The following is a 23,714-nucleotide window of genomic DNA, read 5'->3' on the forward strand; positions in this document are numbered from 1 at the left end:
GTTTCACCATGCGAGCGTTCTCGCCGAGAGGCCCACGGAGGGACTTTGGAAGCTACAGCGCAGATCTCCGCCAAGGATGCCTGGTATTCGTCGGGTAAGAAGGACTGGTTCATCCTCAGGCAGCTCGTTGCCAAGGACTTCAAGCTCAAGTATCGCCGCAGCGCCCTGGGCGTCGTGTGGAGCGTGCTCAACCCGCTGCTCATGATGCTCGTGCTCGTGGCGGTGTTCGGCTCCTTCATGGCCAACCGCGACCCCGGCATCGGTAACTTCGCCGTCTACCTCATCCTGGGCAACACAGCCTTCCAGCTCATGAGCGACTCCACGACACAGGGCATGACATCCATCATCACGGCGGCACCGCTGCTCAAGAAGGTCAAGGTCAACCGCTACGTGTTTCCCGTGCAGAAGGTCCTCTTCGCGGGCGTCAACTACGCATTCTCCATCATCGCCATCGCGCTCGTCATGGTCGTGGAGCGCACGCCCATCGGCATCACCGTCCTGCTGTGGCCCTTCGCGCTCGCTACCCTCATGATCTTCAGCATCGGCGTCTCACTGCTCCTCTCCGCGCTGTCGGTCTTCTTCCGTGATGTCATCCATCTGTGGGGCGTGGTCATCACGGCCTGGATGTACCTCACGCCGCTGTTCTACTCCATCACCATCCTGCCCGACTGGCTGCAGCGCCTGGAGACCTTCAACCCCATGTACGTCTATGTGACCTACATCCGTGAGGCCGTGCTCTACCAGCGGGTTCCCTCCCTCGGCCTGCATCTTGCCTGCCTCGTGTTCGCCGGCTTCTTCCTGCTCGTCGGCTATCTGGTGTTCCACCGCCACGAGCACAAGTTCATCCTGTTCATCTAGCGCCCAAGGGGGCCTTCGTGTCCGATCAGAGCGTCCATCCCAAGCCAGAGATTCCCTCGCCCGGCGCCGAGACCATCATCGACGTCGACGGCGTCTCGATGATCTTCAACATCGCCTCCGAACAGTTCAACTCCCTCAAGGAGTACTTCATCGCCCTCATGCGCCACGAGCTCAAGTTCAAGGAGTTCCGCGCGCTTGACCACATCAGCTTCCAGGTCAAGCGGGGAGAGGCCTTTGGCCTCGTGGGCACCAACGGATCCGGCAAGTCCACCATGCTCAAGATCATCGCGGGGGTGCTTGAGGCCTCAAGGGGCAGCTGCACGGTCAAGGGGACCATCGCACCACTCATCGAGCTGGGCGCTGGCTTCGACATGGAGCTCACGGCCAAGGAGAACATCTACCTCAACGGGGCGCTCCTGGGCTATCGTAGGGAGTTCATTGATGCGCACTTCCAGGACATCGTGGACTTCGCCGAGCTTCAGGACTTCATGGACATGCCGCTCAAGAACTACTCCAGCGGCATGGTCGCCCGCATCGCCTTCGCCATCGCCACCATCACCGAGCCGGACATCCTCATCGTGGACGAGACGCTCTCGGTGGGCGACTTCCTCTTCCAACAGAAGTGCGAGCGTCGCATCAAGGAGCTCGTCGATGCCGACAACGTGACGGTGCTGCTTGTGAGCCACGACATCGAGCTCGTGGAGCGCATGTGCGACCGTGTCTGCTGGATCGAGAAGGGCCACGAGCGCATGCTCGGCCCCACCGATGAGGTCTGCGCGGCATACCGGAGCCTAGGGGAGTAGGCCATGCCGCGCATCTCCGTCCTCATCCCCATCTACAACGTCGAGGACTACCTTGAGGAGTGCCTATGGTCACTCCGGAGGCAGAGCTTTGGCGACTTCGAGGCGCTGTGCATCAACGACGGCTCCACCGACTCCTCGCGTGCCATCATCGAGCGCTTCTGTGGGGAGGATCGGCGCTTCCGCCTGGTGGACAAGCCCAACTCCGGCTATGGTGCCTCCATGAACCGAGGCCTTGCCGAGGCGGCCGGCGAGCTCATCGCCATCCTCGAGTCCGACGACATCATGTATCCCATGGCACTGGGAGAGCTGACGGGTGCGCTCGATGGTCACGGTGCCGAGGTGGCCAAGGGGAGCTTCACGTTCTATTGGTCCCAGGATGGCGGCAGGGATGTCCCTTGGGATGGCATCCCGTCCGACCTGTGCGACAGGCTGGTGGACACGCGCATCGACACGCGCATCTTCCGGCAGAAGGCCTCCATCTGGAGCGGCCTCTATCGGCGTGACTTCCTGGATGGGCACGACATCCGCTTCCAGGAGTCCCCCGGTGCGTCCTTCCAGGACACATCCTTTGCCTTCAAGGTGTGGAGCTGTGCGGACGCCGCCACGTTCATAGAGCGGCCCATCATCCACTACCGCCAGGACCGTGAGGCGTCCTCCGTCAACTCCACGGGCAAGGCCTACGCCATCTGCGGCGAGTACGCGCATCTCGAGCGCTGGTTGGGCGAGCGGCCTGCTGACGGGCATACGGACACGCTCTGGACCGAGTTCCAGGTCTCGCGCCTGAACGCCTACCTCTGGAACCTCGACCGTCTTGACGCCGGCCTGCGGGTGGGGTTTGCCGAGCAGGCCGCCCAGGAGTTCGCGCGCAGCCGCAAGGACGGCACGCTCGACCTCTCGCGTCTCGACGGCTGGAAGCGCCTCAACCTCGAGCGCCTCATGGCCGACCCCGCAGGCTATGTTGCCGTCCGCAACCGCTCGACGGATGCGGGGACGGCGGACAAGCTTCGCTTCTGCCTGCGCCTCGGGGGCCTTCCCGCCCTGGTCGAGGTCCTGAGGGCAAGGCGGGGCGCATGAGCGGGCCACGCATCTCCATCATCGTCCCCGTCCACAACGCCGAGCGCACGCTGGGGAGCTGCCTCGACTCCCTGCTGGCGCAGACCTTTGGGGACATCGAGGTCATCTGCGTCGACGATGGCTCGCAGGACGCCTCGCTGGCGCTGCTGCGAGACCGTGCCAGGCGCGAGGGCCGCGTGCGCGTGCATCACCAGGAGAACGCTGGTGTCTCCGTGGCGCGCAACGTGGGCATGCGGCTGGCACGGGGCCAGATCCTGATGTTCGTCGACGCGGATGACGAGCTGGTGAGCGAGGCCTGTGCGCGCGTGAGCGCCGTCTTCGACCGCGAGCGTCCCGAGGTGCTCACCTTTGGCCTGCGCTGTGTGCCCGCAGAGGCGGCACCGCTCAGCCTGCGCAGGGAGCTCTCCCCGCGCGCCATCACGTACGACGGCTTTGGGCCCGCCCTGCTCTTCAAGGAGCATGCGCGTCCCTATGCGTGCCGGACGGCCGTGAGCGCCTCGTTCGTGCGAAGGTGCCGCATCGGCTTCGAGCCGGGGCTGGCCCTGGGCGAGGACCAGGTCTTCTACTTCGTGGCCTATCCACTGTCCGCCAAGACCGTTCTCATGCCCGACGAGCTCTACCTCTACACCATGAACGAGCGGTCCAAGACGCACGAGTCCCAGGCGGGGCGCGAACGTCTGCTGGCCAAGCTCGACCAGCACCTGCGTATGGTGGAGGCCATTCTGCGCGAGTGGACGGATCGCGGCCTTGCCGGCAGGTGGGATGCGGAGCTCGTGGAGTGGATCTTGGACCTGCTCATGCTGGACGTGAGCAAGCTCCCCCCCGTCGACCAGCACCGCACCTACGCCCGTCTCGTGGAGGACCTCAGGTCCTACCTCGGGCGCGAGGACGTCGCCTCGTGCCTCGTGCGGGCCCCGTCGCGCACCTGCGCCCGCCGCATCGAGCGGGCGTCGGTGGACCCCGCCTCCAGCGCCCGCGTCTTCTCCCGCCTTGACCTGCCCGTCTTCTACCTCATGCGCCGTGGGCTCGTGCGCTGCCTCGAGCGTGTCTGGATGCGCGTCCGCACCTAGGCACCCCCACGCCAGCCACGTTTCTTCGCCACATGCGATTTCTTGCCGCGCGAGGCTCCCGCTCGTGTATAGTCGTGGTGTCCTTTAAGCGTGGTACGAGATGCCCGCAAGGCCAGAGGAGCACTGCCCCTCACAGAGCGAACCCTCGCTCATGCCGGTGTCTGGTATCGCGTCATCGCGCGGCTGGGCACTTCTTCTTGAGAGGGGACGCTCATGGAACACGGCAGGTGTAAGGCAACCATCATGGACGGGGCCACCATGGCTCGCGTGGAGGTGCGCATCGCCCATGAGGTGATAGAGCGCAACGAGGGCTCCTCCACCATCGCCCTGGTCGGCATCATCCGCAGGGGGGAGACCCTCGCGCGCCGCCTGGCGGATGACATCGAGCGCATCGAGGGCGCACGTCCCCCCATCGGCTCCCTGGACATCAGCTTCTACCGCGATGACGTGCAGCGCGCCATCGCGCCGGTGCTGCATGCCACCAACATCCCCTTCGACATAGACAAGCGCGACATCATCCTCGTGGATGACGTGCTCTTCACGGGGCGCACCGTGCGCTCCGCCCTCAACGCCCTCATGGACTATGGCCGCCCCCAGAGCGTGCAGCTGGCCGTGATGGTGGATCGGGGCCATCGCGAGCTGCCCATACGTGCCGACTACGTGGGCAAGAACGTGCCCTCCTCACACGAGGAGGACGTGCGCGTGCTCGTGAGGGAGCTGGACGGTCGAGATGCCGTCGAGATCTGGACCGGCGACGTCACGGGTGGCGCGCGCGCCGAGGGGGGCGAGGCATAGGATGCTCTCCGTCAGGAACCTCGTCGACACCTACAGCCTCACGGCCGATGACATCACGCAGATCCTGGACACGGCCGCCTCGTTCGAATCCATCAACAGCCGGGCCATCAAGAAGGTGCCGGCACTGCGCGGGCGCACCATCGTGAACCTCTTCCTCGAGCCCTCCACGCGTACCAAGAGCTCCTTCGAGCTGGCCGAGAAGCGCCTGTCGGCAGACAGCCTCTCCATGGGCGGCCCCACGAGCTCCGTGGTGAAGGGCGAGAGCCTCGCCGACACCATCCAGACCATCGACGCCATGAGCGTGGACATGTTCGTGTGCCGTGCGCGCCTGGCGGGCACGCCGCAGAAGATCACCGAGAACACGGACGCCGTGGTCATCAATGCCGGCGACGGCAAGCACCAGCATCCCACGCAGGCCATGCTCGACCTCTACACCATGCGCAAGCACTTCGGCCACCTGGATGGCCTGAAGGTGGCCATCGTGGGCGACCTCGCGCACAGCCGCGTGTGTGGCTCGCTCGCCCCGGCACTCAAGACCATGGGCGCCGAGGTCACGCTCGTCGGCCCCCCCGCGTTTCAGGTGGATGATCCAGACTGGTTCGACTGCCCTCAGACCGCCAGCCTCGATGGCGTCATCGAGGGGATGGACGTGGTCTATATGCTGCGCGTGCAGCTCGAGCGCATGGAGGGCGCAACGATTCCCTCCAAGCGCGAGTACAACCGCCTCTATGGCTTGGACATGAGGCGCGTGGGTCGCATGAGGGATGACGCGATCATCTGCCATCCCGGCCCGCTCAACCGTGGGATGGAGATCAATGCCGATGTCGCCGACTGTGCGCGCTCGCGCATCCTCGAGCAGGTGAACGCGGGCGTCCTCACGCGCATGGCCGAGATGTACCTGCTTCTGGGAGGAGAGGGCAGTGGCGTATCTGCTTAGGGGTGCCCATGTGGTCGACCCACAGCTCGACCTCGATGGCACCTGTGACGTCCTCATCGACGGCACCAGGATCGCGGAGGTGGGCGAGGGCCTCGAGCCGCCCGCCGACGCCGAGGTCATGGACTGTGCGGGCCGGTACCTCGTACCGGGCCTCGTGGACATGCACGTGCACTTCCGCGACCCCGGCTTCGAGTACAAGGAGACCATCGAGACGGGCAGCCGTGCGGCGACGCACGGTGGCTTCACCGATGTCGCCACGATGCCCAACACCGACCCCGTCACCGACTCCGGGGCCGAGGTCCGCTATCAGAAGGACCATGCCCGCCAGGCCGGCCTCTGCCACGTGCGCCCCATCGGCGCCCTCACCGTGGGGGAGCGGGGCGAGGCGCTGGCCGAGATCGGCGACATGGTCATGGAGGGCGCCTGTGCCTTCTCCGATGACGGCCATGGCGTGCAGAGTGCGGGCATGATGCGCACCTGCATGGAGTACGTCTCGCAGTTCGACCGCGCGGTGCTGGCGCACTGCGAGGTCAACTCGCTCACCGCCAACGGCGTCGTCAACGAGGGGCGCGCCTCCACGCGCCTCGGCATGTTCGGCTGGCCGGCCCTGGGCGAGGAGCTGGAGATCGAGCGCGACATCGAGCTGGCCCGCCTCACGGGCTGCCCCTTCCATGTGTGCCACATCTCCACGGCCCGCGGGCTCGAGGCGGTGCGGCGCGCCAAGGAGGAGGGCCTCGCCATAACCTGCGAGGTCACGCCCCACCATCTCTTCCTCAACGAGGACGACATCACGGATCGCTACGACACCAATCTCAAGATGAACCCGCCCCTGCGCACGTGCGAGGACATGGACGCCCTGCTCGAGGGCATCGTCGACGGTTCCATCGACTGCCTGGTGAGTGACCACGCGCCCCATGCCCGCCACGAGAAGGAGTGCGAGTGGGAGATCGCCTCCTTCGGCATCATCGGCCTGGAGACCTCGCTGCCCCTCATGCTCACGCACCTCGTGGGTCCCAGGCGCATGAGCTGGCAGCGTCTCATCGAGGTCATGGCGGTCAATCCCCGTCGCATCCTGCGTCTGGACGAGGTCAAGGCGCAGCGCGGCTCCGCTGCGGACCTCACGCTCATCGATCCCACGAGGAAGGTCACGATCACGGCGGGCTACTTCCAGAGCAAGTCCAAGAACTCCGCCTTCCTGGGGCGGGAGCTCATGGGTGTTGCAACGGACGTCTTCGTGGACGGTAGGCGCACGCTGGCGGACGGTGCCGTATGTCAGTAGGGAGCGCGGCCGTTGGCCTCCACGGCTTCGAGGTCGTCTCCAACGGCGAGGTGGCCGAGGGCGTGTTCCGTCTCGTCCTTCGGTCCCCGGATGTGGCGCGCTCCATCGTGCCGGGGCAGTTCATGAACCTCAGGGTGCCGGGAGACGCATCCCACATCCTGCGCATCCCGCTCTCGTTCTCCCATGCGGACGCGCAGGCGGGAACGGTGGAGGTGGTCTACGCCGTCGTGGGGGAGGGCACGGGGCGCCTGTCCCTCATGCGCGCAGGCAAGCGCTCCGACCTCATCGGCCCTGCCGGCACCGGCTGGCGCGGGGGCGCCTCAGGCCGCGCCCTGCTCGTTGCCGGAGGTGTGGGCGCACCGCCCCTCGTGGCGGCGGCGGGCATGCTTGCCAAGGAGGGCGCGGCATTTGATGCCATCCTGGGCGCCCAGAGCGCCTCCAGGCTCTGGGGACGGGAGTGCCTGCTGGAGCTGGGTGCCGGCACCGTGACGACAACCACCGATGATGGCACCGCGGGGCTCAGGGGCCTCACGACCGACGCCATGGCGCAGCTGCTGGCGGCCAGGACGTATGCCCAGGTCTACACCTGCGGCCCTGCCCCCATGATGGCGGGCGTCGCACGGTTGGCGGCAGTGCATGACATTGCCTGCCAGGTCTCCTGCGAACAGCTCATGGGCTGTGGCTTTGGGGTCTGTGCCTGCTGCAACGTGCGTGCGGCGCACGGCGGCTACAAGTCGTGCTGCACGGACGGCCCCGTCTTCGATGCCCGGGAGGTGGTGCTGTGAGTGCGGTGAGCATGGCCGTCAACCTGGGCGGTGTCAGGATGAAAAACCCCCTCAACACGGCCTCGGGCACCTATGGCTTCGGCAATCAGTTCGAGGGGTTCTATGATGTCTCGTGCCTGGGGGCCATCACCTGCAAGGGATGCTCGGCCGTACCGTGGGAGGGCAATCCCGCGCCTCGCCTCGCCGAGGTGCCGAGCGGCATGATGAACTCCGTCGGCCTCGCCAACCCCGGCATAGCGGCCCTCGCGCACGAGGGCGCAGCCTACCTCTCCGAGCTCCGTTCCAGAGGCACGCAGGTCATCTGCCAGGTGATCGGCCACTCCATCGAGGAGTATGTGCGGGCTGTGGAGCTGTACGAGGAGTTCGCCCCCTTTGCCAGTGCGCTCGAGCTCAACATCAGCTGTCCCAACGTCTCGGCGGGCGGCGCCGCCATGGGGTCGACCCCCCGGTCGGCGGCCGAGGCCATGCGCGCGGTGCGGCCGCACACCAGACGCCCCGTCATCGTCAAGATGGCCCCGCACGACGTGGCCGAGATAGGCCGTGCCCTCGAGGATGCCGGTGCTGACGCCCTCTCGCTCATCAACACCATCCCCGCCATGGCCATTGACGTCCACACGCGCAGAAGCAGGCTCGCACGTCCCACGGCGGGGCTCTCGGGCCCCTGCGTCCACCCCATCGCCGTGCGCATGGTATGGGAGGCCTCCCGTGCCGTCAGCATACCGCTCTGCGGCATCGGTGGCGTGGCGTCGGGCGAGGATGCCGCCGAGTTCATCCTGGCCGGCGCCACGGCCGTCTCGGTGGGCACCGCCAACCTCTATGACCCCACGTGCGCCCCCCGCATCCTGGACGAGCTGAGGGAGTGGGCGGCCTCGCAGGGCGTCCGTGACATCAACGAGCTGATTGGAGCCTTCGAATGCTAGACGAGAGGCAGGCACGCGACAGCATCATCGTCGCCCTTGATTGTGGGGCCCAGGAGGCGAGAGAGCTCGCTGGGCGCCTTTCGGGCAGGGTGGGCTGGGTCAAGGTGGGCATGACCCTCTACTACGCCGAGGGGCCCTCCATCGTCGCCGCCCTGCACGAGGTGGGGTTCAAGGTCTTCCTGGACCTCAAGCTGCATGACATCCCGTTCCAGGTCCATGGTGCGGCCTGCGCCGCCTCGCGTGCCGGCGCGGACCTCCTCTCCATCCATGGCCTGGGCGGCCCTGCGATGGTCAGCGAGGCGCGCGCGGGCGTGGAGGAGGAGGCGTCCGGGCGAGCGGAGCGCACCCGTCTCGTGGCCATATCCGTGCTCACGAGCATGAGTGCGCAGGCGCTGGCCGAGATAGGCATCGCCTGCTCGGTCGAGGAGGAGGTGGCACGTCTCGCACGCCTCTCCGTGGGGGCGGGGTCCGATGGCATCGTCTGCTCGCCGCAGGAGGCCGCGGCGATGCGCACGCTCCTGGGCCCCGAGGCGCTCATCGTGACACCGGGCGTGAGGCCAGCGGGCGCTGCGACGGGCGACCAGCGGCGCGTGGCGACGCCGGCGGCCGCCATCGAGGCGGGGGCATCGAAGCTCGTCATCGGCAGGCCCATCACACGGAGCGCGGACCCCGTCCGCGCCATTGGCGCCATCGTCGAGGAGCTCCTGGGGGTGGCATAGGACCTTCAGGTCCCGACCTTTTATTTTACTTTAAGGGTATTTTTGTGAAGTTAGGGCCCCACATCGGGCTTTTTGGGCCTGGCGATTGAAAAAGCGCCCGTCAATACGCACAATGCTTGCTTGTACTGCCTTGACCTGCTATTCTCGTCACGGCAGATACGCGCAACTGCGTATGTGTAACCCGATGTTTGGAGGAACCATGGCACTACCTCAGCTTACTGATGAGCAGCGTAAGGCAGCCCTCGAGAAGGCCGCGGCCGCGCGTCACGCTCGCGCTGAGCTTCGCGAGAAGATCAAGAAGGGTGAGACCTCCCTCGAGGACGTCCTCGACTCCGATGACCCCATTGCTGCCCGCATGAAGGTTTCCGCCCTCATCGAGTCCCTGCCTGGCTATGGCAAGGCCAAGGCCACCAAGGTCATGGACGAGCTGGGTATCTCTGCTACGCGTCGCGTCAAGGGTCTGGGCGCCCGCCAGCGCGAGCAGCTCCTTGGGGTTCTCTCCAAGTAAGTGGGCCAGACGCCTCGACTCTTTGTCATCTCTGGGCCGTCAGGCGCCGGGAAGGGCACGCTTCTTGCGCGCGTGCGCAAGCGTCATCCCAACCTGGGCCTGGCGGTTTCGGCTACTACGAGGGAGCCGCGCCCAGGCGAGGTGGATGGTGTCTCGTACCACTTCCTGGACGAGGAGGAGTTCTCCCGTCGCGTGCGCGCGGGTGAGTTCCTCGAGTGGGCCAACGTGCACGGTCATCGCTATGGTACGCTCAAGGGCGACGTGGACGCCCTGCTCGCCTCGGGTACGTCGGTCATCCTCGAGATCGATGTCCAAGGCGCCCTCAACGTGCTGCGCCTCATGCCCGATGCGGTCCTCATCTTCATCGAGCCGCCGTCGCTCGAGGAGCTGGAGCGACGGCTGCGCCAGCGCGGCACCGAAGACGAGGGCCAGCTGCGGCTTCGGCTCAGGAACGCCCGCAGCGAGCTTGAGCTTGCCGACAAGTACGACGAACGTATCGTGAACGATGACGTCGATGCCGCCTCCGATAGGCTGCTTCAAATAATCCGCTCATACGAAGGATAGGGGACTCCCATGGCCGTTACCAAGCCTGAAATTGACAACCTTCTCGAGCATACGGAGCACAATCCCTTTCTTCTCTGCTCCATTGCCTCCAAGCGCGCCTGTGACATCAACAGCATGATTCGTGGCCAGCACCTCCGGGTGACTGCCGTTCAGGAGTTCGACGACATCACTCCGATCGTCTCCGGCAAGGATACCGTCTCCGTCGCCATGGAGGAGATCGAGGAGGGGACGCTGAGCTTCGTGCGCGAGGACTTCGACCGTGACATCAAGGGCTCCAACGAGCGTGTCGAGCACAACCTCTGATGAGCGACAGGGTCTGCCTCGTCCACTACCATGAGATCGGGCTCAAGGGAAAGAACCGTTCGACCTTCGAGCGTCGGCTCGTCACCAACCTGCACCGGGCGCTCAGAGACCATCCTGTACGCGCCGTCAGACGCATCTCGGGCCATGTGCTCGTGAGCGTCGACGGGGGGCAGGCGACGCCCGAGATGGCGCACGTGATATCCCGCGTGCCCGGCGTCGCGCGCGTCTCTCTGGCCTACCTATGCACGTTGGACGAGGAGGAGTACTGCGCCGCGGCCGTCACGGCACTGCACGAGGCGGGGGAGTTCGACTCGTTCAAGGTCCACGCCCGTCGCTCCTCCACCGCATACGGCCGCCATACGCTTGAGATCAACCGACTGGTGGGAGACGTGCTCTGCCAGGAGTTTCCCACCAAGCGGGTCCAGATGCACAAGCCCGACGTCACGGTCTGCGTGAACGTGATCAACGCGAGCGTGTACGTATATGCCGCGAGCGGCCCGGGCGTGGGCGGCCTTCCCGTGGGCACGGCCGGCAAGGTGGTCACGCTGCTCTCCAGTGGCTTCGACTCTCCGGTTGCCACCTGGATGGTGGGACGCCGCGGCGCCGTGTGCGTGCCCGTCCACTTCTCGGGTCGTCCCATGACGCCCGACACGAGTGAGTGGCTCTGCCAGGACATCATCAATGCACTGGCGCCCTCCGGTATGATCGGTCGTCTCTATGTGGTGCCCTTTGGCGAGCGTCAGCGCCAGATATCCCTGGCCGTGCCCCAGAGCCTGCGCATCATCACCTATCGGCGCGTGATGTTTGCCGTAGGCGAGCGCGTCGCCCGGCTCGAGGGGGCAAAGGCACTTGTGACGGGCGAGTCGTTGGGCCAGGTCGCCTCGCAGACGCTCGACAACATCGCCGCGGTCAACGAGACGGTCTCCCTGCCCGTGCTCCGCCCGCTCATCGGCTCCGACAAGCAGGAGATCATGCGCCGTGCCCAGGAGATCGGGACCTTTGAGCTGAGTTCGCAGTCGGTGGATGACTGCTGCACGCTCTTCATGCCGCGTCGCCCCGAGACGCACGCGCGCCTGCGCGAGGTGCACGAGGCGTGGGACTCCTTCGATCACGATGCTATGATCGACGGTCTGGTGGCCTCCACAGAGTATGTCGACTTTGACCAATGCCCCAGCTACAAGCCACCACAGGAGCTCAAGGAGCGCCACCCTGCGCTTGCGCCGCGCCCATGGCAGGGCAGAACGCCGCAGACTGGCGCAGAATCGGCCCGATTTTAAGCCGCCACCTGAGAATCTCGATGTGTTCTCGCCTCACCATGGTGTGAGGAGGTGTTCGTATGGCCCAGAGGACACGAGGAAGGTCACGTCGAAGGGGATGGCGTGCGGGGGTGGCACTCGCCGTAGCCGCCGCCGTGGCAGTGGGTGCGGTCGTCATCTGGCGTGCGGGTGGCATGACGGATGGCGCAGAGCTTGTCGAGCACCGGGCCGAGGCGTCTTTCGACGACGCGGAAGCGGCGACGGTGCCACGTGACGCACCGGTGGGCACCGACAACGGTGCCACACAGGATCCCGCCACGCTGGTGGTTGATGTTGATGGTGCCGTCATGTCGCCCGGCGTCTACGAACTTGCTGCCGAGGGAGCCCGCGTGCGCGATGCGATAGCGGCCGCCGGGGGCCTGGCAGAGGACGCGGACACCACACAGCTCAACCTCGCGACCCTGCTCCAGGATGGCCAGAAGGTGCATGTCCCCCGCATGGGGGAGGCGCCGTCTGCGAGCCCGACCACGGACACTGCAGGCCGGACGAACGCCGCCCCCTCCGGCTCGTCAGGTTCGACCGCCCCGATCAACATCAACACGGCAGGCGAAGAGGAGCTCAAGCAGCTCCCCGGCGTGGGGGATGCCACGGCGGCGGCCATCGTCAGGGATCGGCGGGAGCACGGGCGCTTCGCATCCGTCGATGATCTCATGCGCGTCTCGGGCATAGGGCAGAAGAAGCTCGAGAAGCTCCGTCCACGCATCTGCGTCTAGCATGGAACGCCCCGTCAGGCCCTCCGTGCCACCAGCCCTGGGAGCCCTCGCGTGCGTGCTCGCGGGCGAGCAGCTCCTGCTGCGGGACATGGTCGTCCCTGCGTTCGGGCTGTGCCTCCTTGCGCTGCCGGCGGCCGGCGCATGCGTGCTGTGGGGCTGGCGCCGAGGGACGGCGGTGCGGACGGCACGCAGCGCGGTCGCATTGACGGGGGCTCTTGTTATGGGCTGCGCGCTGGGCGGCATGCGGGCCGAGGCCGATGCCATGGTGGCCAGGCGCCTTGGGGACATTCCGATATCGAGCTGTCGCATAGAGGTCATCGGCGACCCACGCATCAGCGCCGCGGGTGGCCTGAGCTCCCGCGGAAGGGTGCACCTGCCCGATGGCGCCACCGCTGACGTGTGGCTGGGCCTTCCCGAGGAGGCTCAGCGTGGCAGCACGCTCTCGTGCGTGGGACGCTTTGCGCCCAATGAGGATGACGCATGGGGCATGACGTCCGCAGCCCAGGGCATCATTGGCCGCGTGCGCGTCGTGAGCGTGCGATCCGTCCAGATGCCCTCGGGACCCTATGGCCTCATCCTGCGTCTCAGGCAGCGGATGGTGCGGGCGATGGGCGCAGGCGAGAGTGGGGAGGGGGCGCTCGTCGCGGGCAGCGTGGGCGGCTACGCTGCGGCACTGTCATCCTTTGGGATCGATGGGGACTGTGCCCGTGCGGGCGTATCGCACCTTGTTGCAGTGTCCGGCGGTCATCTCGTCATCCTCACGTGGCTGATCATGGCAGCGCTCTCGCACACCCGGCTGCAGCCTGCGCCGCGCATCGCGCTGTTGCAGGTTGCCTGCGGCCTCTTCGTGCTCTTCTGTGGGCTGCCCGTCTCTGCGGTGAGGTCCTGGGCCATGTGTGGCGTGGCCGGGGCGGCGCAGCTTGTGGGACGCAGGTCGCATGGCACCTCTGCCGCGGCCCTTGCGGGCCTGGCGCTCGCCCTGCTCGACCCCGCCGTCTCCGGCCAGCTCTCCTTCCTCCTGTCGCTCGCCTCCGTCCTCGCGCTCTGCCTCTTCGCGCGCTATGGGGCCTATGCGCTCGAGGAGCTGCTGGTACCCCGAGCGTTGCGCCGAACCGTGGCCCATCTCCCCCGTGCGGCGAGGGCTCCGCTCACGACAGCTGGCGAGGCCGTGCGTGACACGGTGGCGGCGACGCTCTGCTGCCAGGTGGCCACGCTGCCGCTCACCATCCAGGCATTCGGCCAGGTCTCGCTGGTGGCGCCCCTTGCGAACCTGGTGCTGGGCCCACCCTTTGCACTCATGATCGGGTCGGGCGTCCTGGGATATGCCGCCGCGACGGTTCCCCCGCTGGAAGGGGTGGCGTTCGCTCCCGCGCGATGGGTGTCACGGGCTGTGCTGCGAGCCGTACGCCTGCTGGCGGGCATGCCCTGTGCGAGCATCCCAGCGGCCCCTCATCCGTTGGCAGTCACGGTGGTTGTCGCGACGTGCGCATTGGGGCTCTACCTCACCTGGCCGCATGTCAGGAGGCGCGCAGTGGCTCGGGCACTCGCGCTTGGGCTTGCCATCCCAACGTTCGTCGTGGTGCAGGGCAGCCTGTTGGCCCCCGCACGCATCTGTGTGCTCGACGTGGGGCAGGGCGATGCCATCCTGATCCAGGACGGCCCCCATGCGCTGCTGGTGGATACGGGATCCGACGCCTCGGCCGCCCATGGCCTTGCGAGGCTGGGCGTCCTCAGGCTCGATGGCGTGCTCCTCACCCACCTGCACGATGACCATGTGGGAGGGCTGGACGAGCTTGCGGTGCCGCTTGGGAGGCCTGAGGTTCTGGTCGCCCGCGGTGTGGCACCCTCCATGGGGGCTGAGCTGCGGGAGGCCGTGCATGTCGTCAGCGGTGCCGACCCCGTCGAGGTGTCTTGGGGGGATGCCATCCACGTGGGACGGTTCACGCTCGTGGCCATCTGGCCACGGGGGCGGGTCTCGGGCAACGAGAACCGGGACTCTCTCGAGCTTGCGCTTTCATACGATGCGGACCGCGATGGCGTCATCGATTTCACGGGACTCCTCACGGGGGACGCGGAACGGGACGAGACGGCCGCAGCCCTGCAGGCGGCGCACCTGGGCAGCTTGGACTTCCTCAAGGTGGGCCACCACGGCTCACGCGTCTCGCTCTCGCAGGAGCTGGCATCGCGCCTTTCACCTGGCGTCGCCGTGGCATCGGCCGGGGAGGGTAACGAGTATGGGCATCCCGACCCCACCTGTGTCTCGTTGCTCAAGAGGGCTGGGGCGAGCTTCTACTGCACCAAGGATGTGGGCACGGTCACGCTCCTGCCTCGGGAGAGGGGCTGCCTCGTGCGCACGGAGCGAGGTGCGGAGAGGGGCGGCGATGTGTCATAGTGGACGGGTGAGAGGAGAGGAGAGATCCATGGCACAGCGCACGTTGCTTCCCGCATACCTCATCGTGGGCGAGGACGAGCTCAAGAGCCGCACCGCCCTCACGCGGCTCAAGGGCAGGCTCGACGAGGGGCTTGCCGCCTTCAACCTGGACGAGCATGCGGCTTCGGGAACCCTCGAGGCGCAGGCCGTGCTCATCTCGCTCAACACGCTGCCTGTGGGAGATGGCTTTCGCCTCGTGGTCATCGAGCGCGCGGAGCGGCTTTCCAAGTCCGTGAGCGAGGCGCTCGTCGCGTATCTGAAGAATCCCAACGAGGGCTGCGTGCTGTGCCTGGTGGCCTCGAAACTTGCCAAGAACACGCGCCTCTACAAGGCCGTCGCGGCCGTGGGCAGGCAGGCCATCATAGACTGCACGCCCAAGAGACGCTGGGAGCTGGCCCCCCTGGTGCAGAGCCTCGCCCGCGCACATGGCATGCGGATGGGCGAGGCTGCGGCAGGCGAGCTCGTGGGCAGGGTGGGGGAGTCCACTACCCTGTTGGACACGCAGGTGAGGAGCCTTGCAGCCCTCAAGGGGGATGCCGGCGAGATCACGCTTGAGGACGTGCGCGCCCACGTGGCGCGCGTGGCCGAGGTCAAGCCCTGGGACTTCCTGGATGCGCTCTCCCAGCGCGACCTTCCCCGCGCCCTCGAGCTCTACGGGCTCATGGACAATCCCTCCGAGGTCGCACTCACCTCACTCGTGGAGGGGCGCCTGCGCGAGCTGATATGCGCCCGGAGCCTGGACCGGCGCGGCGAGGGCGGCTCGCTGGCAACGGCCCTGGGCCGCGCGCCCTGGATGGTGAAGCACCACCTTGGTTGGTCGCGTCGCTTTGGTGCCGGCGAGCTCGAGCAGGCGCTTGCCGCATGCGCCGCCTGCGAACGGCGCCTCAAGGGGGGGCTCGACCAGAAGACGGCCTTCCTGGAGCTCATGGCAGTCGTCTGTGCCTGACGACGTTCCTCGACACTAAAAAGAGGCTCTTTACGGTTTCTAGTGGGTAGCACATGCCAGCTTCTTCTGGGCCGTGAGGTCCAGACGGCCCAGCCTGAGGAGGATCATCGTCCTGAAGTGGGCGATGCTCCTGAAGCCCCTGGCGGCGCTGCGGACCGACTGGACGACAAAACTGAGGCCTTCCAGGAACGAGTCGGTCGAGCCCCTCTTCCACCAGTCGGGGATGCCCTCGCGCTCCTTCCCGAGCGTCCTCGCCACGGTCTTCATCTTTCGGACATTGGAGTGCATCATCCACGAGCAGAGGCGCTCCAGGGCCCTGGCCGCCGACCCCCTGTCGGGGCACGGGTAGACGTCCTGCAGCGCCTCTCCCATCTGGCAGGCCCTCGCCGTCCTGGGGCGGGTCCTCGCGGGGTCGGGCTCCTCCCCCGTCGCGAGCTGGCGCTCCGTGAGGCTCTCCCTCCGCTCGGGCCAGACGCACTTCGTCCCCGCGAGCTGCCGGCGCCTCTCGGCGGACTCGCGCCTCCCCTGGCACCTCACGTGGTCGATCGCCCTGTTCGGGAGCTGCACCGCGTGGGACCTGCCCGCGGCCTGGGCGGCCCGGGGCGCGGCGCGGCGCGCGATCGTCCCGTGCTGCCAGACGCCGGGGTGCCTCCAGGCCCTCTCGCACGTGTCGCAGGCGCCGCACCTCCCGTGGCACACGGGGCACCCCGCCGCCTGGTGTGTTTAGTCAAGCCCCAGTTTCGGGAATGTGCACGCATTTCTTTCGGGTCCGTGCACGAAACTTTTGCGGGTTTGCGCACGGACCCGCCGACCCTTGCAACCTCCTAGAACGGGACCTCGCGGACGCCGGGGTCCGGCGGCGCAGGGGGCCCGGTCGGCCCCAGCTCCTCCGGGTCCGCGACGCACTCGGGGCAGTCGAAGCCCCTGCAGAGCGTCACGACGTCGTGGTGCTCCAGCACCCATTCGTCGAGGTCCCAGATGGGGCACGAGGCGCGGCGCGCCCCGGGCTTCTCCCTCACGTCACTCGCCTCCCTTCCCGAGCATCAGCGAGTTCTCCAGCCTGTGGCTGGGCCCGCCGAACTCCACGAGCCTGCCGTGGCGCGCGACCCTGTCGACGATCGCCGCGGCCAGCTCGTCGCCCGCGAGGACCGTGCCCCACCTGGAGAACTCCACGTTGGTGGTGAACACGATGCTCCGGCACTCGTAGCTGTCGGATATGACCTGGCAGGGCGGCCGCGCGCCGTCCACGTCGAAGGGCACGTGGCCGAACTCGCCCAGGATCACCAGCCGGGCCTTCGCGACGTCCGCGAGAACCCTGTCGAGCGTGCCGTCGCGCTTCGCCTTCCCGAGGGCGAGCACCAGCCGCGCGGTCTGGTAGGACCGCACGGGGGTGCCGGCGGCCACGGCGGCCATGCCAAGGCCTATCGAGGCATGCGACTTGCCCCTGCCCGTCTTCCCGAAGAACACGAGGTCCTCCGCTGCGTCCACGAACGAGAGGCTGCGCATCTCGTCGGCGCCCCAGCCGTCTGGGAACCTGACGTTGGGCCAGTCGAAGCCCCCGAGCGTCTCGGGGACGGGGAACCCCGCCTGCCTGAGGAGCCGCCCGCGCTTGGCGCGCTCCCTGTGCGACAGCTCGTCCTCGAGCAGCGACGTGCAGGCGGCGAGCTGGCCCGGGGTGGCCCTGCCGAGGAACGCGTCTATGGAGTCGCAAGATATGAAGAGCGCACGCGCGCACGCGCGGAGGAGGCCCTCGGCCTCCGACCTCTGCCTGCTGCCAGGCTGCATCGCCGGCGCCCCCCTCCACCAGCCCGAACGCGCGGTCGTAGGCCCCGAGGTCGACGTCCTCGCCGTACTCGCGGCGCGCCTCCCCCGAGGCGATGCGCGCCGCGGAGAGGCCGACGGTCGCGGCGTCTATGCCGCCCGTCGCGGACAGGGACTCGGCCATGGCCTCGACGGCGCTGGCGAACCCGTGGGCGCCGGCCTCGTCCCTGAGGATGCGCAGGTCGCGCCCCGGGCCCGGGGCGTCCTCGCCGTCCAGGTGTGCGACGAGCTCGCCGGGCAGGGACATCCTCACGATGCCGTCGCGCCAGCCGGCGGGCCTCATGCACAGCAGCTTGAGCTGCAGCATGGGGTCCGACGAGTCGGCTGGCGCGTCGCCCCACTCCCGCTCGTAGGTGGCGACCACCTCGCCGGTCTCCTGGTCGACCACCGTGACGTCGAAGGCGCCGAGCGCGACGTTGGCCTCCCTGCGGGCGTAGGCGGGGCCCGCGGAGTAGCGGTGGACGCCGCCCATCGTGAACACGCCCTGCCTGCTGCACCTGCGGACCTCCCACCTCGCGCACGAGAAGGCGGCGGGCGGCAGCTCGCGCAGGGCGGCCCTGTCCTCCTCGAACAGCTCGGGCTCGGGGGTGCCGAGGCGGTAGTGGGGCTTGTCGCTCATGTCCAGGCAGTCCGCGAGCAGGCGCCGGTCGAAGGCCCTGACGTCGTGGAAGCTCGGGACCGGGACGAAGGCGTCGCGCCTGTGGCAGCCGACCTCGTTCTCGACGTTGCCCTTCTCGTTGCCCGAGTAGGGGTCGGCGAGGGCGTGGTCGAGCCCGTAGTGGGCGGCGAACAGCCTGAAGAGCTCGCTGGTGCGCACCTCCCCGCACACCCTCCTGCCGACCTCCGTCGCGTTGTCGAGCACCGCGCGCGCGGGCACGCCGCCCACGAACGCGAGGACGCCCGCGAGCCCCTCGCGCACGCACTCGGCGGCCTCGCCCCAGAAGACCTGCGTGAGGCCCACGTCGGGGTGCGGGAAGCTCACCGCGAGGCAGTGGCCGCGCGTGAGCGCGCCCCTCACCCCGGAGTCCGCCTGGCCGAAGTCGACCTGGCACTCGCCGGCGAGCCAGTCCAGCTGCAGGAAGCCCTGGGCGTCCCTCTGGTCCGCCTCGCGGGCCATCTCCCCGCGGCGCCTCCTCACGTACCTCTGCACAGTCGAGTACGACCCGTCGTAGCCCTCCTCGTCCCTCAGACGCACGTACACGCGCACGGCCGTGTGGCGCTGCCTCCTCCAGTGCCTGGCGTCGTCGGCGAGCCACCTGTCGATGGTGCCGGCATAGGGCGCGAGCAGCTCGCTCTCGCCCCCCGTCCTTCTGGGCGGCTCCGGCGACAGGTCCTCCATGTCCCTGTGCTTGCGCACCGTGGGCTCGGACACGCCGGCGGCTCGCGCGATGTCAGCCACCGAGACGCCTCTCCTCCACATCCTCCTGATGTCCTCGATCTTGTCCACGCCGATCATCCTCTCTTGGCCTCCTCGTGTCGAAAACGGACGCATCGACAAAGGTAGGCCACATCAACGGGTGGTCGGCGTGCCCATGCACACATGCGAAAGATTTTCGTGCTCAGACCCGAAAGACTTCGGTGCTCAAACCCGCAACTGAGAGGCTATCAAACACACCTGGCCCCTCCTGTGGGCCACCCCCACGTGGGGCTCGTCCTGCGCCCCCTCGCGCTCCCCGAGCCAGACGTCGGAGACCTCCCGCTCGTCCCCGGGCCCCGTCGACCTCTCGAAGGGCCTTGCCGGCATGCCTGCCCGAGCATCCACATCGCGCCTCCGGGACGGAGCCTCCAGTCGGGGGAAGCCCTACCGTTCGGAGGCCACGCCCTCAAGGGGCGCAGGAGTGCTGCCCACCAGAAGTGACGAAGAGCCGGTTTTATTAGGCATCGACCTCTTGGAGCCACGGCTTCCAAGGATGGCACCTCCTCGGAACGATCAGAGCAGCAGGGGAAGCAACGCTCTGATACGGGAGGCAAAGATGGCAGACAACGAGAGAATCGCGAAAAAGGTCCTCGCCGCAATCGGCGGCAAGGACAACGTCACAAGCATCGCGCACTGCATGACAAGGCTGAGGATCAACCTCAAGGACGAATCGGCCCCCGACGACGACAAGATCAAGGCAATCAAGGGCGCCCTCGGCTGCCAGTGGTCCGGCGGTCAGTACCAGGTCATCATCGGCCAGAACGTCCCGAAGGTCTACGATGCGATCGTGAAGCTCGGCGTCTCTGCCGGCGGCGCAATAGACGAGAACCTCGACACCAATCTGCCGAAGAAGCCTTGGAGCGCCAAGCGCGTCGGCCAGGCAATCCTTGACTATCTTTCCAAGACCATGGTCGCTGCTATCCCTGTCATGATGGGCGCTGCCATGTTCCGCACAATTGCTGTCATCGCTGGTCCCGGCATGCTCAATCTCTGGGCAGCAGATTCTGATATCTACAACCTCTTCTACAACTGGATCTACGATGCAGGCTACTACTTCATGCCAATATATCTGGGATACTCGGCAGCACAGCAGCTCGGCTGCCCGAAGATGCTCGGCATGATGATGGGCGGCGTCCTGATCGCTCCTGACTTCGTGAACATCGTCACGGCAGCAGCCGAGACCGGCCAGACCTTCACGTCGATCTATGGCATCCCCGCGATGCTCAACATCTACTCCTCTACCGTGCTTCCGATTCTTCTCTGCATGCCGGTGCTCTGGCAGGTCGAGAAGTTCTTCAAGCGTGTCATCCCCGACATGCTTTCCACGGCCTTTGTGCCCTTCCTCACGATGTTCGTGATGGTCCCTGTGGGCCTCTGCGCTCTTGTTCCGATTGGCTCTGTCCTCGGCAATGCAATCGGCGACTTCATGTTCTCGTTCGGCAACGGCGAGGATACAGGCGTTGCAGACAGCGGAACGTGCCTCTTGTCGTCCTGACAATGCAGCTTCCGTCCATAGTCTCACGCTATATCTTGAGGCAGCGAATAGATAATAGATATTATTCAGACGATACCTGCATGCTTATACTCTGATGCGAAGAAAGGACATCGAGTGAAAGGCAGCTCATGAAGACGACCATAGTCGGATATCCCCGCATCGGACAAAAACGCGAACTCAAGCGTGCGGAAGAAGCCTACTTCAAGGGGCAGCTCGGCAAGGACAAGCTTGCCGCAGAGGCAGCCAGGCTCAGAGCCGAGAACCGCACCGTGCAGCTCGAGTGCGGGCTCGACCTTGTACCGGTAGGCGACTTCTCGCTCTACGACAACGTCCTCGATGCTGCCATGATGCTCGGCGCCGTGCCGGAGCGCTACCAGAAGCTCGGCCTCGATGCCCTCGATACCTATTTCGCTATGGCTCATGGCTACCAGGGCACGCACGGCGATGTGCATGCCCTCGCAATGAAGAAGTGGTTCAACACGAACTATCACTATCTCGTACCCGAACTCGAAGAAAGCATGGAGCTCCACCTCGTGCCGGATGCCCTGCGTGGCCAGATCGGGGAAGCATGTGCTGCGGGGCTTGCAGCAGAACAGCTCAAGATCTCCGTCGCGGGCCCCTTCACGTTCCTGAAACTTGCCCAGCTGCCCAAGGGTGCCGACGAGAACGTATGGGCAAAAAAGATTGCTTCTGTCTATGCGGAGCTTCTGGCGCTCGTACCAGAAGGTGCCTGGCTCGAGCTCGACGAGCCCTGGCTCGTACATGACATCAGCAAAGAGGATGAGATGCTCTTCGTGAGGATCGCCCGCACCCTCTTGAACCAAAAGCACAGCTGCAAGATCCTGCTTCAGACCTATTTCGGCGACATCCGCGATATCTATGGGACTGTCACGAAGCTCGGCTTCGACGGCATCGGCCTCGACTTCGTCGAAGGCACGAAGACCGACGAGCTCGTCTCGTCCGGCTTCCCAAAAGATACCGTCCTCTTCGCCGGCATCGTGAACGGCAAGAACATTTGGCGCACGAACTACCGCCAAGCCCTCTCGCATCTGAAGAGCCTTGCACCTGACAGCAAGGTCGTGCTTTCCACAAGCTGCTCGCTTCTGCATGTGCCCTACACCACATCCGCCGAAACCCAGCTCGAACCTGACCGCTTGAAGCATCTCGCTTTCGCCGAGGAAAAGCTTGCAGAGCTGAATGAGTTCCACGTTATCCTGGACCGTGCGGCAGGCAGCGGCACGAGCGTAGAAGGGCTACTCGACAGTCCAGCATCCGACCCTGCCCTCGCTGCCAACGATGCACTCTTCCATGAAGGGCACGCAGCACCGAACAAGGCCGTGCACGAACGCCTTGCCACCCTCACCGAGGAGAGCTTCCATCGCACACCCGCCTTCGCTGAGCGCGAGAAAATCCAGCACCGAGAGCTGGGGCTGCCGCTTCTTCCGACCACGACGATCGGTTCCTTCCCCCAGACGAGCGATGTGCGCGCAAGCCGCAGGGCCAAAAGAAAAGGTGAGATCTCCGAGGAGCAGTACGACGAGTTCATCAAGGGCAAGATTGCCGACTGTATCAAGCTCCAGGAAGAGCTCAGTCTCGATGTCCTCGTGCACGGCGAGTACGAGCGCAACGATATGGTCGAGTACTTCGGCGACAATCTCGAAGGCTTTCTCTTCACAAACAACGGCTGGGTCCAGTCCTACGGCACGCGCTGCGTGAAGCCTCCCATCATCTGGGGAGACATCTGGCGCAGCCATCCCATTACGGTCGGCTGGAGCACCTATGCGCAGAGCCTCACGGACAAGCCCGTGAAGGGCATGCTGACCGGACCCGTCACGATCCTGAACTGGTCCTTCCCGCGCGAGGACATCCCGCGCCGCGAGAGTACGCTCCAGATCGCCCTTGCTATCCGCGACGAGGTCCTCGACCTCGAGCGTGCAGGCATCCGCATCATCCAGATCGACGAGGCAGCCCTGCGCGAGAAGCTGCCGCTACGTAGGAGCGATTGGCACAGGGAATACCTCGACTGGGCCATTCCCGCCTTCCGCCTCGTCCATAGCGGCGTGAAGCCTGAGACACAGATCCACACCCACATGTGCTACAGCGAGTTCTCTGACATCATCCATGAGATTGACGAGATGGATGCCGACGTGATCACGTTCGAGGCATCGCGGTCGAACCTCTCGATCCTCAAGAGCCTCACAGAAGCAGGCTTCAGGACCGAAGTCGGCCCCGGCGTCTACGACATCCACTCGCCGCGTGTGCCCTCCAAGGAAGAGATCGTCGATGCTCTCCACCGCATGCTCGAGCACATCCCGAAAGAGAAGCTCTGGGTGAACCCCGACTGCGGCCTCAAGACGAGAGGCACAAAGGAGACGGTGGCAAGCCTCAGGAACCTCGTGGCTGCTGCGCACAAGGTCCGCGCCGAGCTCTCCTGACAGCCTGTATATACGTCCACGTCAGCGCCCTCTCTGCAGACATCTCTCAGGGAGGGCGTCTGTTCTGTGCCTACCATCAGCAGAATGCTCTTTCTCCGCCCGCAAGGGCCTTCGCTACAATGCAGGAGCCATCGTTGTCGGACCGAAAAGCTCCATGCGCGTCATCAAGAGCATCAACAACAATGCCGCCATCTGCGCCGACGGCAAAGGGCACGAGCTCATCGCGCTTGGCACTAGCTTCGGCACGATACCGCGCGAGATTCCGCTCTTCGACATCAAGCGCACGTTCTACGGCATCGATCCCAAGTCTTTGGGACTGGTGAGCGAGCTTCCAGAAGACGTGCTCGAGTTTGCGGCACAGCTCGCAGACCTTGCCTGCACGAGCATCCACATCGCGCCTCCAGGACGGAGCCTCCAGTCGGGGGAAATCCTACCATTCGGAGGCCACGCCCTCAAGGGGCGCAGGAGTGCTACCCACCAGAAGTGACGAAGAGCCTAAAAAGAGCCCCCCGGATGTCCGGGAGA

At 66.1% G+C, this 23,714-nt stretch carries 23 protein-coding genes and 1 pseudogene; 20 read left to right on the forward strand and 4 right to left on the reverse strand.

Annotation, left to right across the window (positions count from 1 at the left end):
• Window positions 1–45 precede the first annotated feature (45 nt).
• The 17 genes from J2S71_RS09530 (at window position 46) to holA (ending at window position 16,021) form a co-directional block, all read left to right on the forward strand.
• A complete protein-coding gene (locus J2S71_RS09530) occupies window positions 46–858 on the forward strand; it encodes an ABC transporter permease (RefSeq protein WP_021726623.1) in 813 nt (270 codons plus the stop codon).
• A 17-nt stretch (window positions 859–875) separates the two neighbouring features.
• On the forward strand, window positions 876–1,661 hold the full coding sequence (locus J2S71_RS09535) for an ABC transporter ATP-binding protein (protein ID WP_021726572.1): 786 nt from the start codon (window positions 876–878) through the stop codon (window positions 1,659–1,661).
• Between the two features lie 3 nt (window positions 1,662–1,664).
• Window positions 1,665–2,735: a glycosyltransferase family 2 protein gene (locus tag J2S71_RS09540; protein ID WP_021726629.1), complete on the forward strand. Its 1,071-nt coding sequence runs from the start codon at window positions 1,665–1,667 to the stop codon at window positions 2,733–2,735.
• Window positions 2,732–3,805 (forward strand): glycosyltransferase family 2 protein, encoded by a 1,074-nt coding sequence (locus J2S71_RS09545; RefSeq protein ID WP_021726606.1) that lies wholly within the window; start codon window positions 2,732–2,734, stop codon window positions 3,803–3,805. Before J2S71_RS09540 ends, J2S71_RS09545 begins: the two co-directional genes overlap by 4 nt.
• Before the next feature lie 213 nt (window positions 3,806–4,018).
• Window positions 4,019–4,600, forward strand: a complete 582-nt coding sequence (gene pyrR, locus J2S71_RS09550) for a bifunctional pyr operon transcriptional regulator/uracil phosphoribosyltransferase PyrR (RefSeq protein ID WP_021726612.1) — start codon at window positions 4,019–4,021, stop codon at window positions 4,598–4,600.
• A gap of 1 nt (window position 4,601) precedes the next feature.
• On the forward strand, window positions 4,602–5,537 hold the full coding sequence (locus tag J2S71_RS09555) for an aspartate carbamoyltransferase catalytic subunit (RefSeq protein WP_021726595.1): 936 nt from the start codon (window positions 4,602–4,604) through the stop codon (window positions 5,535–5,537).
• On the forward strand, window positions 5,521–6,816 hold the full coding sequence (locus tag J2S71_RS09560) for a dihydroorotase (protein ID WP_307391260.1): 1,296 nt from the start codon (window positions 5,521–5,523) through the stop codon (window positions 6,814–6,816). Before J2S71_RS09555 ends, J2S71_RS09560 begins: the two co-directional genes overlap by 17 nt.
• Window positions 6,807–7,601, forward strand: a complete 795-nt coding sequence (locus J2S71_RS09565) for a dihydroorotate dehydrogenase electron transfer subunit (RefSeq protein ID WP_307391263.1) — start codon at window positions 6,807–6,809, stop codon at window positions 7,599–7,601. The genes J2S71_RS09560 and J2S71_RS09565 overlap by 10 nt, the downstream gene beginning before the upstream one ends.
• Before the next feature lie 11 nt (window positions 7,602–7,612).
• Window positions 7,613–8,521, forward strand: coding sequence for a dihydroorotate dehydrogenase (locus J2S71_RS09570; RefSeq protein WP_307392471.1), 909 nt, complete (start codon window positions 7,613–7,615; stop codon window positions 8,519–8,521).
• Window positions 8,515–9,240, forward strand: coding sequence for an orotidine-5'-phosphate decarboxylase (gene pyrF, locus J2S71_RS09575; RefSeq protein WP_021726571.1), 726 nt, complete (start codon window positions 8,515–8,517; stop codon window positions 9,238–9,240). The genes J2S71_RS09570 and pyrF overlap by 7 nt, the downstream gene beginning before the upstream one ends.
• A gap of 199 nt (window positions 9,241–9,439) precedes the next feature.
• Window positions 9,440–9,748 (forward strand): integration host factor, actinobacterial type, encoded by a 309-nt coding sequence (gene mihF, locus J2S71_RS09580; RefSeq protein ID WP_040651952.1) that lies wholly within the window; start codon window positions 9,440–9,442, stop codon window positions 9,746–9,748.
• Window positions 9,749–10,312: a guanylate kinase gene (gmk, locus tag J2S71_RS09585; RefSeq protein ID WP_021726599.1), complete on the forward strand. Its 564-nt coding sequence runs from the start codon at window positions 9,749–9,751 to the stop codon at window positions 10,310–10,312.
• A 9-nt stretch (window positions 10,313–10,321) separates the two neighbouring features.
• Window positions 10,322–10,615, forward strand: coding sequence for a DNA-directed RNA polymerase subunit omega (locus J2S71_RS09590; protein WP_021726614.1), 294 nt, complete (start codon window positions 10,322–10,324; stop codon window positions 10,613–10,615).
• Entirely contained in the window at window positions 10,615–11,892 is a 1,278-nt protein-coding gene (gene thiI, locus J2S71_RS09595; protein ID WP_021726561.1) for a tRNA uracil 4-sulfurtransferase ThiI, read from the forward strand. Before J2S71_RS09590 ends, thiI begins: the two co-directional genes overlap by 1 nt.
• Before the next feature lie 110 nt (window positions 11,893–12,002).
• A complete protein-coding gene (locus tag J2S71_RS09600) occupies window positions 12,003–12,644 on the forward strand; it encodes a helix-hairpin-helix domain-containing protein (RefSeq protein ID WP_051332980.1) in 642 nt (213 codons plus the stop codon).
• 1 nt (window position 12,645) lies between these two features.
• A complete protein-coding gene (locus J2S71_RS09605) occupies window positions 12,646–15,036 on the forward strand; it encodes a ComEC/Rec2 family competence protein (RefSeq protein ID WP_307391267.1) in 2,391 nt (796 codons plus the stop codon).
• Window positions 15,037–15,064: 28 nt separating this feature from the next.
• Complete coding sequence (gene holA, locus J2S71_RS09610) at window positions 15,065–16,021, forward strand: DNA polymerase III subunit delta (protein WP_307391270.1); 957 nt, start codon at window positions 15,065–15,067, stop codon at window positions 16,019–16,021.
• A gap of 39 nt (window positions 16,022–16,060) precedes the next feature.
• Here the strand turns inward: holA and J2S71_RS09615 are convergent, their stop codons facing one another.
• From J2S71_RS09615 to istA, 4 genes and pseudogenes are all read right to left on the reverse strand, one after another.
• On the reverse strand, window positions 16,061–16,720 hold the full coding sequence (locus J2S71_RS09615) for a transposase (protein WP_051332981.1): 660 nt from the start codon (window positions 16,718–16,720) through the stop codon (window positions 16,061–16,063).
• A 125-nt stretch (window positions 16,721–16,845) separates the two neighbouring features.
• A complete protein-coding gene (locus tag J2S71_RS09620; protein WP_307391273.1) occupies window positions 16,846–17,040 on the reverse strand; it encodes a hypothetical protein in 195 nt (64 codons plus the stop codon).
• A gap of 1 nt (window position 17,041) precedes the next feature.
• On the reverse strand, window positions 17,042–17,806 hold the full coding sequence (locus J2S71_RS09625; protein WP_307391276.1) for an ATP-binding protein: 765 nt from the start codon (window positions 17,804–17,806) through the stop codon (window positions 17,042–17,044).
• Between the two features lie 379 nt (window positions 17,807–18,185).
• Window positions 18,186–19,334, reverse strand: a pseudogene (gene istA / locus J2S71_RS12360) (IS21 family transposase); the annotation flags it as partial.
• A gap of 346 nt (window positions 19,335–19,680) precedes the next feature.
• Between istA and J2S71_RS09635 the strand changes: the two are divergent.
• The 3 genes from J2S71_RS09635 (at window position 19,681) to J2S71_RS09645 (ending at window position 23,676) form a co-directional block, all read left to right on the forward strand.
• Complete coding sequence (locus J2S71_RS09635; RefSeq protein ID WP_307391279.1) at window positions 19,681–20,754, forward strand: PTS transporter subunit EIIB; 1,074 nt, start codon at window positions 19,681–19,683, stop codon at window positions 20,752–20,754.
• Window positions 20,755–20,882: 128 nt separating this feature from the next.
• Window positions 20,883–23,189 carry a 5-methyltetrahydropteroyltriglutamate--homocysteine S-methyltransferase gene (gene metE, locus J2S71_RS09640; protein WP_021727035.1) on the forward strand — a complete coding sequence of 769 codons (2,307 nt, stop codon included), beginning with the start codon at window positions 20,883–20,885 and terminating at the stop codon, window positions 23,187–23,189.
• Between the two features lie 154 nt (window positions 23,190–23,343).
• Window positions 23,344–23,676 carry a CAT RNA binding domain-containing protein gene (locus J2S71_RS09645; RefSeq protein ID WP_021726947.1) on the forward strand — a complete coding sequence of 111 codons (333 nt, stop codon included), beginning with the start codon at window positions 23,344–23,346 and terminating at the stop codon, window positions 23,674–23,676.
• Window positions 23,677–23,714: the final 38 nt, after the last annotated feature.

The sequence above is a fragment of the Olsenella profusa DSM 13989 genome (genome assembly GCF_030811115.1).
In the GTDB taxonomy this organism is placed as follows: Bacteria; Actinomycetota; Coriobacteriia; order Coriobacteriales; family Atopobiaceae; genus Olsenella_F; species Olsenella_F profusa.